The organism is Flavobacterium sp. (assembly GCF_031422135.1).
Lineage (GTDB): Bacteria > Bacteroidota > Bacteroidia > Flavobacteriales > Flavobacteriaceae > Flavobacterium.
On record NZ_JANOQD010000003.1, the window covers coordinates 91,364 to 104,920 of the forward strand.

The following is a 13,557-nucleotide window of genomic DNA, read 5'->3' on the forward strand; positions in this document are numbered from 1 at the left end:
CGATGGGAATAGTACATAAAATCAAGTTTATTTTAATAGTAGGAATAAGTAGTTTAGGTTTTGGACAGGAAATAAGCACGCAACTGCCTGTTTTATCTCCTCAATCGCCTACCACAGCAGATTTGGGTAAGTATGGTGAAGTACAAGTCAATGAATCCACAGGCACCATATCGCCATCGATACCCTTGTTTGAATACAATGCGGGTAAGATGAACATTCCTATTACGTTAAGCTACAGTGGCAATGGCGTTCGAGTAAACCAAGACCCTACTTGGGCAGGTATTAACTGGAACTTGAATCCAGGTGGGATAATTACACGTGAAGTAAGAGATGAAATAGATGAGCTAACTTTATTTGAAAATAGAAAATATTATTCAGCACAAGCATTAGATAGTCTTTCTGGGGCTAGAGCTTTTATGAATGCACAAATAGGGCTTGTTTATAATCCAAATACAACATGGTACCAAACCATAACTAACATAGCCTATAGTGATAATATTGATTCTGAAACTGATGTTTTTAGTTATAATTTTTTAGGCTATTCTGGAAGTTTTTATTTAGATAAAAATAACAAAGCGCATTTGATTAAATATGATAAAGAAATAGCTATTACATTTAGTCTACTCGCAGATAACAAAAGTTCTATTATGATACAAACTCCAGAAGGACATATTTATACTTTTGGTGGCCCTACTGCTTCCGAATCTTCCAGAACATGGGCATTGAAAGGATCTGGCTCAAGAGTTGGATCCGACTATGCTCAAAATGCTTTTTATTTAAATACAATTTCTTTTCTAACTGGGGGAATCGTAAACTTTAAATACGAACAATATGGTAGTAATGATTGTTCCAGTAAAATTGATTATCAAGAAACTGCAACCCTAAGATCATTCAACAGTTGTCTTAAATCTGGCGTAGTAATAAACAGCGAAGTAGAAAGTCTTATAAAATTAGAACGAATAAGTAATACGATAAACAATCAAATTATTGATTTTGATACTTCAACTTTAAATAATTGTGCAGGCATATATCAATTGAATAGTGTGTTTCTTAAAACAGTATCTACTACTGGTGCTGAAACGATTTTAAAAAAAATTAAACTTAATTACTTAACTATTTATAAAGAAATTGTATCAAGTAAAAATAAATTTTTCCTACAAAAGGTGGAGTTTTTTAATAAAAACAATCAATACGAATATAATTATGAAATGACATATAATTCCCCTGAATTATTACCAATGAAATTTTCGTTTGCACAAGATGAATTGGGATATTATAATGGAAAAGATACTAATACAACTCTATTGCCAGATCATACTTGGCTTAAAAGTTATTGCGGAGAATTAGGAGATAGAGAAGCTTTTCTACAATATTCGCTATATGGTTCTTTATCTCAAATTAAATACCCAACAGGAGGTTCCACATGGTTTGAATACGAATTGCCATATAAAGGTAATAAACAAGTATATTCAGAACATCGTATTTTTGCAAAATATAGAGATCCTAATAGCGGATACAGTTCTTCAAGCTCTTACCCATATAATTTAGGTCCTTTTGTAATATATTACGATGATTATTATCCAGATGATGGTGATGCTAATCTAATTGTTACCTCACCAATAGTAATAAGAGCTGTATTAAACGCTACAGTTATGGGTTCTATAACACACCATAGTAGAGTTGCGGTTTATGCAATTAAAACAAGTTTAAACCAACCTGAACAAAAATATTTAATAGGTGATTATAATTTTGTTAATACTGATAATGATACCCGTAACTATTCTCGTCCATTTAGTTATACTTTATCTCCAGGTAGTTATAAATTTAGAATCGAAATAAAAAGACATGATAGTGCAGTAGGTAATTCAATTTTAGCTAATGTGCAACTTGAATTACCCGCATTTTCTAGAGATGTATTTTACCCTGGTTTACGAATTAAAAAAGTTACGAATAATAACAATAATAGTAATGTTGAAACAACACGTTATTACTACAACACTATTTCTGATTTGAATATAGAAAGTTATAAATTTAATCCAAATTATATTAATAACCTCCACATGATTTCTGACCCAGCAAATAGTACATCACCACTTGTTTTAGTTCCAATTTTGAACAGCTCTAGTGTTGCAAATTTTGATACGCTTTTGTACGAAAACATTACAGTAAGCTACGGTGGAGATAATTTTGAAAATGGAGGGAAAAGTATGCGTTTCTTTATTTATGGAGATCGTTCTGCAGATGAATATTATTTAGGAAAAATACGCAGTGTAGCTGGGCAAGTTAATTTTAGTAACGATGTTAATGTAGGAACAAATGACATTTCGTATCAAAAATCTGTTTTAAGGGAAGAATATTTTTATGATAAAAACAAAAAAAAAATAAAAGAGACTGTATACAATTATCAAGGTTCTGTAAATAAAATTGCAAACAATATAAAACCTTACCTTTTGGTACCATTTTCAGGCCTTCCTCAGATTGATAATTATGTTTATTTACTTTATCAAACAAAATCATTCAAGTATCGCTTACTTTCAACAATAACAAAAGAATATTTTTCAGGAGTTATAGATCCACTAGTAACTACAACTACTCAGACTTTTGCAGCAGATAAAGTAAGTTTGCCTAGCACTATAGAAACAACCAATAGCGCTAACGAAGTGAAGAAAGTAAAAATGTATTATCCAAGTGATATTGCAATAATAGGTAATTTAACTCCAGACGATGCAGCTTCTATCCCGATACTAACAACCAAACACAATCTAGCAGAGATTATCAAAACAGAAAGTTTTGTAAATAACGAACTTTTAGAGAGTAAGCAAGTTTCATTCAAGAATTTCGGAGGTAAAATATTACCTAGATTTATAAAAACAAAGAACGGAAGTAATCCAGCTACACCGTTTGAAGATAGGGTAGTTTTTGACAATTATAATTTTTATAGTAATCCACTCATAGTATCTATGAAAGATGGTATGAAAACACAGTATGTATATAATAGTAAACAACAGGTGATCGTGAAAATTGAAAATTTAAACAGCACATTTTCAATAGCAGATAGAGTAAGTCCAACTACTCCTTGTTTTTACCAAAATGAGTATCCAAACGCTATGGTAACGAGTTACACTTATGATGACAACACTAATAATTTAATTAGTGTTACTGACCCAAAATGTAACAAAATCACATATACTTATGATGACTACGGAAGATTATTGTACATAAGGGACAAAGACAACAATATCCTTTCTGAGAATTTATATCATTTTAAACAATAAACTAAAACAAGATGAAAAAAATACTATTTATCATTTCCATGATACCCGTTCTTGTTTTAGCGCAAAGTGCGAACCAGAATTATGTTAAATCCACCACTTACAAAGGAGCTGGAGCCACACTTCCTGTGTCACAAATAACCTATTTTGATGGACTAGGTCGCCCCATACAACAAATAGCCAATGCACAATCCAATACGGGTAAAGACATAGTAACTCATATCGAATACGATGCCTTTGGTCGTCAAACCAAAGAGTTTTTGCCGTATGCAAACCTAGCGCCTTCGTTAAATTATAATACAGGTGCTGGTACTGCCGTAAGTAGTTTCTACAACACCGCAGCGTATGAAAACACGACCAACCCGTACAGCGAAAAGTTACTCGAAAACTCGCCGTTAAACCGTGTTTTGGAGCAAGCTGCACCCGGAAATATGTGGAGTTTGACTAATGCGGTAAAGCACACCATTCGTATGGATTACCAAACCAATACTGCTACTGAGGTAAAATATTTTAAAGCTACCGCGATTTGGAATATTACCAAAGGTTTATATGATATTAGTATTACAAACCTTAGTGATTACGATGTAAACCAGTTGTACAAAACCATCACAAAAGACGAGAACTGGACATCTGGAAGTAACAACACCAGCGAAGAATTTAAAAATAAAGAAGGTAAAGTTGTTTTAAAAAGAACGTATAATAACAATGAAAAACACGACACCTACTATGTTTATGACCAATATGATAATTTAACCTATGTCTTGCCTCCGCTAGCGAATGGAACTACTGACGCCAACACGCTCGACGGCTTGTGCTACCAGTACAAATACGATTACCGCAACCGATTAGTAGAAAAAAAATTACCAGGAAAGCAATGGGACTATATTGTATATGACAAACTAGACCGTCCTGTAATCACAGGCCCAGCGTTTTCACCTTGGGGTTATGGAACCGTAGGTGTTATGGTTACCGAATATGACGTTTTCAATCGCGTTACCCAAACTGGCTGGAAACCTACTCCTGTAAACGAAACCCTAAGAGCCTCGTGGCAAACTAACACAAACAATGGCAGTAACCCGTTTGTGCTAACAACCATCGACATCCTCACCAAAAACTATTACGACAACTACACCTACCCAAATGCGCCAACGTTACCCACAACGCTACCAAACAGCACTTACCCCATAGCGCAAAAAGTAAAAGGATTTGCCACTGGTTCGTGGGTACGCACACTCACAACGGCTACAGAAACCAATGGGGAATTGTCCTATACTTTTTACGATGACAAATACCGTCCCGTACGCACCCACAGCACCAACCATTTAGGTGGCTTTACCCAAGTGGACAGCCAGCTGGATTTTGTGGGTAAAACAGTAAGCACTGTAACCATGCACAAACGGCTGGATACCGATGAACCTGTGATCATAACCGACCGCTTTACGTATTCCGCACAAGACCGATTGCTGTTACACAAGCAACAAGTAAACGAGACACCCGAAGAACTTATTGTGAGCAATACCTATGACGAACTTGGGCAACTGGTATCCAAAAAAGTAGGTGGCACAGATACTACAGGCGCAACAGGCTTGCAAAAGGTAGACTACAATTACAACATTCGGGGTTGGCTCAAGAGCATTAACGATACAGCAAACTTAACCCAAAGCGGCGCGCCTCAGGATTTGTTCTCGTTCCAGTTGAACTACAACGACCCAACAACAGCCACCGCATTGTTCAACGGAAATATCGCCGAAACATTCTGGAAAACCAAAAGTGACAATGTACTGCGAAAATACAGTTACAGTTACGATAATCTCAACCGATTGAACAGTGCCATATACCAGAAAGGAGTTATCCAATCACCAAATTCCTATGGAGAGAGTATGACCTATGACAAGAATGGAAACATAGTTACCTTATCACGAAATGGAGAATATGACGACCCATACAGCCCATTAATAATAGATCAGTTAAATTATAGCTACTCACCAGATAAACCCAACCAACTCACAAAAGTGTTTGACAATACCAACAATCCTAATGGGTTTAGAGATGACACTAGTGGAATTACAGACCCAGAGGACGATTACACCTATGATGACAATGGGAATCTAATTACCGACACCAACAAAGGGATTACTACAATAACCTACAACCACCTAAATTTACCTGTTAAAATTGTGTTTGGTAATAGTGAGGATAGTAAAATTGAATACCTTTACAATGCAGTAGGACAAAAATTGAGTAAAATAGTCACACAAATAGTTTGCTCAGGATGGCGAGAAAATACAACTTGCAATCCAGTTCCTACAAAAACAGAATATCTTTCAGGTTTTCAGTATCGTAATGAAGCGTTAGAGTTTTTCCCGCACGCTGAAGGCTATGTCAAAGCGTTTCAAGAGGATCAAATGTATTTTTTTTATGTGTACAATTATACCGATCATTTGGGCAATGTGCGTTTGAGTTATGGTCTTGAGCCCGGAACCACAACCTTAAAAGTGTTAGAAGAGAGTAATTATTACCCTTTTGGGATGAAACACAACAACTATAATGTAAGCTATAAACAGTATCTTATGAGTAATTTAGGTATAATAACTTTAGCTAGTAATTGTAACGGATGTTATAAAGAATACAAATATAAATATAATGGGAAAGAACTGCAAGACGAGTTAGGGCTTAACTGGTATGATTTTGAAGGAAGACAATTTATGCAAGATATCGGAAGAACAACTACACTTGACCCTCTTGCCGAAAAGTTCTATGACTTATCACCACAATCATTTTTAAATAACAATCCATTAAGTTTTATTGACCCCACTGGTATGGAAGTTATAGAACACAAAGATGGCACTACATATACTGGGGCTGATGCACAAAATATGTTTAAATCTTTAGTATCTCAAATAGATGGTGGTGAAGGAGATGAAGAGAAAGATAAAAAGAAAGGAACAGAAAATCAAAAGAGTAAAAGTGAACAATTAGTTAGCGGAATTGTTAATGGCTTGGATGATTTACTGAAAGCTATTGCCCCAATTAGAATAGCTGAAGAGGGTGATCCTGAAACATTAAGTGAATGGTGGGAAGGAATAACTAATATTCCAAGTAATGTGTCAAGTGTTTTTGAGTATGGTAATTTGGAGGACAAGACAAGATTAGTAACTTCTTCTTTAGGGTTGTTAAAAGGTAAAAAACCATCAGTATCTGGAATAGTTAAAGCAGGGATGAAAGGTGGCGGAAAGCTTTTATATTTTGGCAGACTTGCTGTAAATAAAGATATATTTCACAAATCACTAAAACCTAAAATACTAAAAAGTGCGGGTAGTTTTTCTTCAAAAGTTGGAAACAACCCTGATATAAGTGTTGTTGGAGGGAACATAAACTTAACAGGAACTGGGCCTTTTAAAGGTAAAACTTTTAAAACAGATTTGAAAGCCTCTGATTATTTAACACATTAATAATAATTTAAACAAATGGGAAGTTTTTATCGTTTACTCATTCAGTGTGATATTGAAAAAATAAATGCAGTTGATTCAATTTTAGGGGTATCAAGTAGCGACCCTGAAATAGGTTGGAATCTTATAATTGAAGAAGACTCTCCTTTATACACTAATGCGCTTAACATTTTTATTGATCTAATATCCAACAATCTTAAATCATTGAAAGAAGTTGGTATAGTAGAGGAAATAATAACTTTTTGGTATATGTATGAATTTGAACAACAATGTAATATGGAATTTTCTCCAGATTTAATGAAAAAAATGGGTGAAATAGGAATAACTTTATGTATTAGTTGCTGGGAAAAATAATTGCAATAGTTTGCAGTTTTTCAAACTATGTGTGTAACGAATAAACCACTCTCTCGAGTGGTTTATTGTTATAAATAATGCCCTTTAGCAGAATAAATCAAAATCGTTTCTTCAAGAATTTTGTAAACTAATCGATGTTCGAGGTTAATTCTACGAGACCAATAGCCAGTTAGATTGTGTTTTAGGGGTTCGGGTTTGCCTGTGCCTTCAAAAGGATTTTGGGTAAGTTCGTTTAAGAGAACAAACAATTTTTTCAAAATAACTTTATTACCTGATTTCTTATGGAAATCAATATCTTTTTTGGCTTGGTCAGAAAAGTCTAAATGATAAACCATTATAGACCTAAAAAGCTTTGTAAATCCTCTTTTTTAACTTGTGTAAATTTACCATCTTTAAACTCTTGTTCACTCTTTTTTATCTTAGCTACAAACTCGGGATTATATGGTTTTTCTTTAGAAATCTCAAACTTAATTTTTAAAGCTTTCATAAAAGCTTTTACGGCTTCAACCTGCGAATCGTCTTGTGGGTGTGCGGTGATATTTATTGTTTGCATAGTTTTAAATTTTTAAGATGCGTACACTTGTTTATTTTTGAAATCCCTTAAACACATATCGATTAAATTGAAGATATAATCTTTTTTTTCATCAGGTAAATTTGTAATATTCTCCAAACGCTCTATAACTTGTTTATCTACAATGATGTTTGTTTTACCTACTAAATAATCAATCGAGATTTCAAATGCTTCAGCAATTTTTTCTACAACTTCAATAGATGGTTTTATATCTCCTCGTTCATATCGTCCAATTACATCACCCGAAGTTCCAATAATTTTACCCAAATCTGCTTGAGATAAACCTTTTTTCTTTCTGATGAGCATTATATTTTGTCCTAGTTCCATAATTATAAGTATTAAAAATGCCTGTAAAGTCATTGATTAAGCAAATTTACAAGATTTAAAAGTCATAAACAAGTATAAAAAATTTTGTAGAATAAGATTGATTATTTACATTTGTGAATTATAAGTCATAAAAAATAAAATAGAAATTTTTTTTCAACAATGGAAATATCACTCATCAAACAAAACCTACCACTAGCAAACGTACTGCAACACTACAACTTTACAGCCGATAAAAACAATATGCTCCGTTGTCCATTCCACGAAGACACTACAGCAAGTTTACAAGTAAGTTTTTCACAAAATAAATACAAGTGCCACGCTTGCGATAAAAAAGGCGATGTGATCCAGTTTGTTCAGGATTATGAAAAGCTAACCAAACACGAAGCATTAAAAAAATGTACGGCAATGATAGAAACGATAGCACCAACGCAAAAAGCAAATCAAACAGTAAAACAAGAACCAACAACAACAGCCATAGTAAATACTTATTTTATTGAAAAGATGTTTTTAAGTTTTAGAAAAGGATTGTTATGTAGTGAACCAGCCAAAGAATATTGCAAGAGTAGAAATTTAGACTTTGATAAATTAGAAGTAGGTTTTAATAGCGGTCAGTTCCATCACGGAGCAAGAAAAGACGAAAAGTTAATCAATGATGCTTTGCAATCTGGATTACTTATACTGGGCGGAACCAACTCAAGAACAGGCGGACAAGCCTATAAACCTTTTGGAAATAAATCAATTTTGTTCCCATTAAAAAATAAGGAAAACCAAATTGTATCATTTTACTTTAGAAGTACTATAAACAATGAAAACTCAAAACATTTTTATCTGAAGAACAGACAAGGTTTATATCCAAATTATCCAAATCCTGATACTAGAAAACTATTACTTACTGAAGCTATAATCGACACGGCGAGTTTATTACAAATAGACGAAGTCAAAGAAAATTATACACTACTTACAAGTTACGGAACGAATGGACTAAATGAAGAAATCCTAAACGCTATAAAGCCCTTAAAACAATTAGAAGAAATTATTTTCTTTTTTGATGGCGACAAAGCAGGAAACGAAGCCGTAGCAAAATATGCTGAAATCTTAAGAACGTTACACCCAAAAGCTAAAATAAGCCAAGTGGAAACACCCAAAGACGAAGATATTAATAGTTTAATCATTGGACACGAAACAGACATTTTAATCCACTTAATCGACCAAAGAAAAGAACTACCTTTTTTATTTTCTATTGAAGAACATATTACAGTTAAAAAAGAAATTGAAATTGAAAAAAGAGAGCCAAAACTTCCAACTTCTAACTCCCAACTTCCTACTACTATAGACATTTTAAAACAAGATAATCTATTACAGGAAATCAACAAACTCATAGAACAAAGCGGAATAGTTGGAGAAGCAAACAGCCGATTATTACTCTTTATTATTGCCAGTTCATACAAAACAAAACAGCCATTACACGCTATAGTACAAGGAAGTAGCGGAAGCGGAAAAACACATTTAATTAGTAAGATAGCCGATTTAGTTCCACCAGAAGATGTATTGCGATTTACAAGAATTACAGAAAGCAGTTTGTACAATTGGGGCGAATATGACCTAGTAAACAAACTCTTAATTATTGAAGATTTGGACGGATTAAAAGAAGAAGCACTTTTTGCAATGCGGGAGTTAATCAGTAATCAAAAACTATCGAGTTCGGTATCAATCAAAGATAAAAAAGGAAATATCAAGAGCGTTAAGAAAGAAGTAAAAGGCGTTTTTAGTTCATTAAGTGCTACAACCAAAGGCGATTTATACGAGGATAATATGAGTAGGAGTTTTTTGTTAGCAGTAGATGAAAGCCAGGACCAAACCGATAAAATTATAAGCTATCAAAACAAACGAATAGCAGGAGAAATAAATGAAACCCAACAAGAGAAAGCCAAAGAACAATTACAAAAAATATTGAGAGCTTTAAAAACAGAAGAAGTACAAAATCCGTATGCGACACAAATACAACTACCCGAAAACGTACATAAAAAACGGAGATTAAATGAAATGTTCCAAAGCATTATTAAGCAAATAACTATTATAAATCAATACCAAAGAAGAACCCAAAACAATAAATTAATCACCGAAATTACAGACGTAGAAGAAGCCGTAGAAATATTTTTTGAAAGCATTATTCTAAAAATAGACGAGTTAGATGGAAGTTTAAGACAATTTTTTGAGCGATTAAAAAAGAATTTTAAAACCGATGATTTTACACGTTTTGAAGCAATGGAAACTACAGGATTTAAAAAGACACAATTACAATACTATATCAATCAATTAGTACAACTGGAATACATCAAACAATTTGGACACAGCAACAAAGGATTTAAATATAGAATAGCCTATTTTGATGATATACAAAATGTTAGAAAAAAATTAAAAGACCATTTTATAAAACAGATCCAAAACTTAAAACCGAACACTAACGAACGCTAAACGGCAACCAAACGAACACTAAAAAATTTATAAAACCCTATTATATAAGCAAAAATCCAAAAAATGACTCTAGCGTTCGGTCGAAATAAAAAGTACAACCTAAAAAACATAATATATGATACTAGATAATACAATAAATGACTTTAGAAGAGAATTATTAAACCTGGGATATAGCAAAAATGCAGTAGTAAATTATCCAAAATATGCACAAAATTTATTAGATTATATCAAAGAAATTCCTCAAAAAATAACGGATATACACATAAAAAACTACTACGAATATTTAAAAACAAAAACAAGCAGAATAACAAAGAAAACCATCAGCGAAAGCCACATTTACAGCCAACTATTAGCTATTAAATTATACTTTGACTATTTAGAAAGAACCAGAAATATAAAACGAAATCCATACAATCTAAAAGTAAAACAAACCACTAAAAATGAGAGAATAGTATTTACTCAGGAAGAAATCCAACTACTCTACAAAAACACTCAAAACATAGAAGAAAAAACAATATTACACTTGTGTTATGGTTGTGGATTACGGAGAAGTGAAGCCCAAGACTTGAATATAAAAGATGTGCATTTTGAACAAAAACTACTATTTATTAGAAAAGGAAAAGGCAAAAAACGCAGAGTAATACCACTTACAGAAGCCATTGTAAAAGACTTAAAAGACTATTATAGTTATACTGAAATTGTTAGAAAAGAAGATGAAGAAAGCTTTTTAGTAAACATCTACGGTAATAAAATAAAAGGCGATAATGTCTATCTTTTATTTAAAAGAATACTCAAAAGAACCCAAAGCCTAAAATCCGAAAACTATTGTCTGCACTCGCTTCGCCATAGTATTGCAACACATCTTTTAGAAAATGAAATGAGTATAGAAATGGTTCGGGATTTTTTAGGACACAGCCAATTAGTAACGACACAGATTTATACTAGAATTAATTTTTTAAAAACAAAGTTACAGCAATGAGTATTGAGGAATTTTTAAGCCAAAGTTTAATGCAAAGTTCCGTAGAAAGTTATGTTTACGACATCAATAAATACAAAAAGAACAATAAAAATGCAGACAAATACGACTATCAAAAAGTAATGCAATACATAGAAATAGTACGAAATGAACACAGCGTAAGCAATGTAAAAAGAGTAATAGCTTCTATCAAAAAGTATTATGATTATTTAATTGAAATAGGAAAAAGAAAAGATAATCCAGCCAGAGCCATAAGAATACGGGACGGAAAAGAAAACCCAATCCAATTACAAGATTTATTTACTGAAAAAGAACTACAAATATTATTAGTTCCAAGAATAGAACGTTATCCATTTTTAATTAAAAAAAACAAAATTATAATGGGTTTACTCGTTCATCAAGGCTTGCGACTTGGAGAAATAGAAAACATAAAATTAAATGATCTAGATTTAGAAAAAGCCACCATACAAATACATAAAACAGGAATAACCAACGCTAGAAATTTACCTTTAAAAGCCGAGCAAATCCTTTTATTATATGAATTTATAAGTAAAGACAGAAACAAACTTAAAACCTGGAGAAATGATGAAAATGCTTTATTGTTGGGGAAATTAGGAACGCCAATTACAAAAGAAGATGTTGATTATTTAATTAGCACGTATCAAAAACAATCCAAAAAGAGATTAACCAGTACAACTATCAGACAAAGTGTAATAGCCAATTTATTAATCAAAAATAACGACTTGCGAGTAGTACAATATTTTGCAGGACACAAAAGCCCAGACACCACAGAAAAATACAGGCAAACAGGATTAAATGCACTAAAGACGGCTATTGATAAATTACACCCAATCAAATAAAATAAAAAACAATGGAAAGCAAACAAGCGGTCTCCCTTCGGTCGTTCCCTTTGTTGCGCCGGGCTGTTCCAGTCAGTCGTTCCTCCTTCCGTTCCACAGACCACTCGCAAAGAAAAATAAGAGCAGCCAAGAAAAATGGCAGCTCTTTTTTTCTTTGCTTCGTTCCCGGTCTTCACACGGTCACTTCCTGCGTTCGTCGTGGCTACTGCAGCTGCAAAACCGCTCCCAAGCTTCGTCCGACGCCAAGCAGTTTTTGCATCTGCCGCCACTTATTTTTTCAGCGGTTGCTCTTTCGCCCAGCCATCAACCTTATTAGGAACGTCCCGCTGAAAAAGCGGGACTGATGTAAATTATTTGTTCCGCTATCGCTTCACTTCTTCGGTTGCCGTTGCACGCTCGCATCCCTTCACTTCCTCGTTCCTCGTCAGTTCCTGGTCTGCGGTGGCTGTTCGATGCCGCAACACCGCCACCCGTTCACAATAAAAAGCTTTCTACCGATGTTGATAAATAACGCTTTTTTTGCTCACTTGGGGTGTTTATTGTGTTATCGCAAACTAACGCCCTTCGGTTGTTTGCTCATTTTTTTAGAAGAAAGCCAACGGGCTTTTATCTAAAAAGCAAACTTTGTTTTTTGGCTTCCTTCCAAAAAAATCGAGCGCAAGTTTAAAGCTAATCAGCTAAAACCAGTAATAAATTTAATGTTCAGGCTTTTTTGCTTTGGTTCGCGGATAAAAAAACAATCTTCTTTTTTTTTCAATTGAAAATAAAAAGGTTATTTTTGAGCGATAAGGAAAATGAAAAGGAACGTTCTTAAAAAATAGTTGTTGCTTGCGGGAGCGCATAAACAAACGCTCGGGCGAGGATAAATATTGAGCAGGACTGTACAAGTATAAATATAATGGGAAAGAACTACAAGACGAGTTGGGGCTGAATGTTTATGATTATGGGATGATGCTTTACGACCCAGCAACTGGAAGAAGAAATAATATTGACCCGAAAGCAGAGCAAATGAGACGATGGTCAACTTATGCGTATTGTTTTAATAATCCAATGCGTTTTACTGACCCTGATGGAATGAAACCGACAGATTGGATTAACTGGACTGCTGCTAACGGACCTGCTATTCCCACAACACTTTTACAATAATCGATTCCATTTAGGAATTAGTATTGAAAATGAAATAGTTAAGCGATGATGTTAAAAGATTAAATAATTTTAAAATAAAAACCAAAACTCAATATTCAACATTAATCAATATTGGTTTTTTTTTAGT

The 13,557-nt window shown here is 33.5% G+C and carries 10 protein-coding genes; 7 read left to right on the forward strand and 3 right to left on the reverse strand.

All coding sequences use genetic code 11. The annotated features are described in order from the left end of the window. Positions 1-2: 2 nt before the first annotated feature. The 3 genes from RMO70_RS00600 to RMO70_RS00610 are packed head-to-tail and all read left to right on the forward strand — an operon-like array spanning position 3 to position 7,075. Positions 3-3,275, forward strand: coding sequence for an RHS repeat domain-containing protein (locus RMO70_RS00600; protein ID WP_310554477.1), 3,273 nt, complete (start codon positions 3-5; stop codon positions 3,273-3,275). Between the two features lie 11 nt (positions 3,276-3,286). Beyond that, positions 3,287-6,724 (forward strand): DUF6443 domain-containing protein, encoded by a 3,438-nt coding sequence (locus RMO70_RS00605; protein WP_310554478.1) that lies wholly within the window; start codon positions 3,287-3,289, stop codon positions 6,722-6,724. A 15-nt stretch (positions 6,725-6,739) separates the two neighbouring features. Beyond that, positions 6,740-7,075: a hypothetical protein gene (locus tag RMO70_RS00610; RefSeq protein ID WP_310554479.1), complete on the forward strand. Its 336-nt coding sequence runs from the start codon at positions 6,740-6,742 to the stop codon at positions 7,073-7,075. Positions 7,076-7,143: 68 nt separating this feature from the next. Here RMO70_RS00610 and RMO70_RS00615 read toward each other — a convergent pair whose 3' ends face one another. The 3 genes from RMO70_RS00615 to RMO70_RS00625 are packed head-to-tail and all read right to left on the reverse strand — an operon-like array spanning position 7,144 to position 7,973. Then, complete coding sequence (locus RMO70_RS00615; protein ID WP_310554480.1) at positions 7,144-7,410, reverse strand: Txe/YoeB family addiction module toxin; 267 nt, start codon at positions 7,408-7,410, stop codon at positions 7,144-7,146. Beyond that, positions 7,410-7,628 (reverse strand): DUF2683 family protein, encoded by a 219-nt coding sequence (locus RMO70_RS00620; protein WP_310554481.1) that lies wholly within the window; start codon positions 7,626-7,628, stop codon positions 7,410-7,412. Before RMO70_RS00620 ends, RMO70_RS00615 begins: the two co-directional genes overlap by 1 nt. A gap of 12 nt (positions 7,629-7,640) precedes the next feature. Next, entirely contained in the window at positions 7,641-7,973 is a 333-nt protein-coding gene (locus RMO70_RS00625) for a helix-turn-helix transcriptional regulator (protein WP_310554482.1), read from the reverse strand. Positions 7,974-8,132: 159 nt separating this feature from the next. On the opposite strand from RMO70_RS00625, the gene RMO70_RS00630 reads away from it, so the two are divergent. From RMO70_RS00630 to RMO70_RS00645, 4 genes are all read left to right on the forward strand, one after another. After that, positions 8,133-10,448, forward strand: coding sequence for a CHC2 zinc finger domain-containing protein (locus RMO70_RS00630; protein WP_310554483.1), 2,316 nt, complete (start codon positions 8,133-8,135; stop codon positions 10,446-10,448). A gap of 115 nt (positions 10,449-10,563) precedes the next feature. Continuing rightward, complete coding sequence (locus tag RMO70_RS00635) at positions 10,564-11,427, forward strand: tyrosine-type recombinase/integrase (RefSeq protein ID WP_310554484.1); 864 nt, start codon at positions 10,564-10,566, stop codon at positions 11,425-11,427. Further along, positions 11,424-12,284, forward strand: a complete 861-nt coding sequence (locus RMO70_RS00640; protein WP_310554485.1) for a site-specific integrase — start codon at positions 11,424-11,426, stop codon at positions 12,282-12,284. Before RMO70_RS00635 ends, RMO70_RS00640 begins: the two co-directional genes overlap by 4 nt. An 879-nt stretch (positions 12,285-13,163) precedes the next feature. Continuing rightward, positions 13,164-13,430 (forward strand): RHS repeat-associated core domain-containing protein, encoded by a 267-nt coding sequence (locus RMO70_RS00645; protein WP_310554550.1) that lies wholly within the window; start codon positions 13,164-13,166, stop codon positions 13,428-13,430. The last annotated feature ends 127 nt before the right edge of the window (positions 13,431-13,557 follow it).

Excerpts from the sequence above, each read along its gene's own strand:
- RMO70_RS00600 (WP_310554477.1), top strand. The coding sequence starts at position 3 with ATGGGAATAGTACATAAAATCAAGTTTATTTTAATAGTAGGAATAAGT.
- RMO70_RS00625 (WP_310554482.1), bottom strand. The coding sequence starts at position 7,973 with ATGGAACTAGGACAAAATATAATGCTCATCAGAAAGAAAAAAGGTTTA.
- RMO70_RS00620 (WP_310554481.1), bottom strand. The coding sequence starts at position 7,628 with ATGCAAACAATAAATATCACCGCACACCCACAAGACGATTCGCAGGTT.
- RMO70_RS00605 (WP_310554478.1), top strand. The coding sequence starts at position 3,287 with ATGAAAAAAATACTATTTATCATTTCCATGATACCCGTTCTTGTTTTA.
- RMO70_RS00640 (WP_310554485.1), top strand. The coding sequence starts at position 11,424 with ATGAGTATTGAGGAATTTTTAAGCCAAAGTTTAATGCAAAGTTCCGTA.
- RMO70_RS00610 (WP_310554479.1), top strand. The coding sequence starts at position 6,740 with ATGGGAAGTTTTTATCGTTTACTCATTCAGTGTGATATTGAAAAAATA.
- RMO70_RS00615 (WP_310554480.1), bottom strand. The coding sequence starts at position 7,410 with ATGGTTTATCATTTAGACTTTTCTGACCAAGCCAAAAAAGATATTGAT.
- RMO70_RS00635 (WP_310554484.1), top strand. The coding sequence starts at position 10,564 with ATGATACTAGATAATACAATAAATGACTTTAGAAGAGAATTATTAAAC.
- RMO70_RS00630 (WP_310554483.1), top strand. The coding sequence starts at position 8,133 with ATGGAAATATCACTCATCAAACAAAACCTACCACTAGCAAACGTACTG.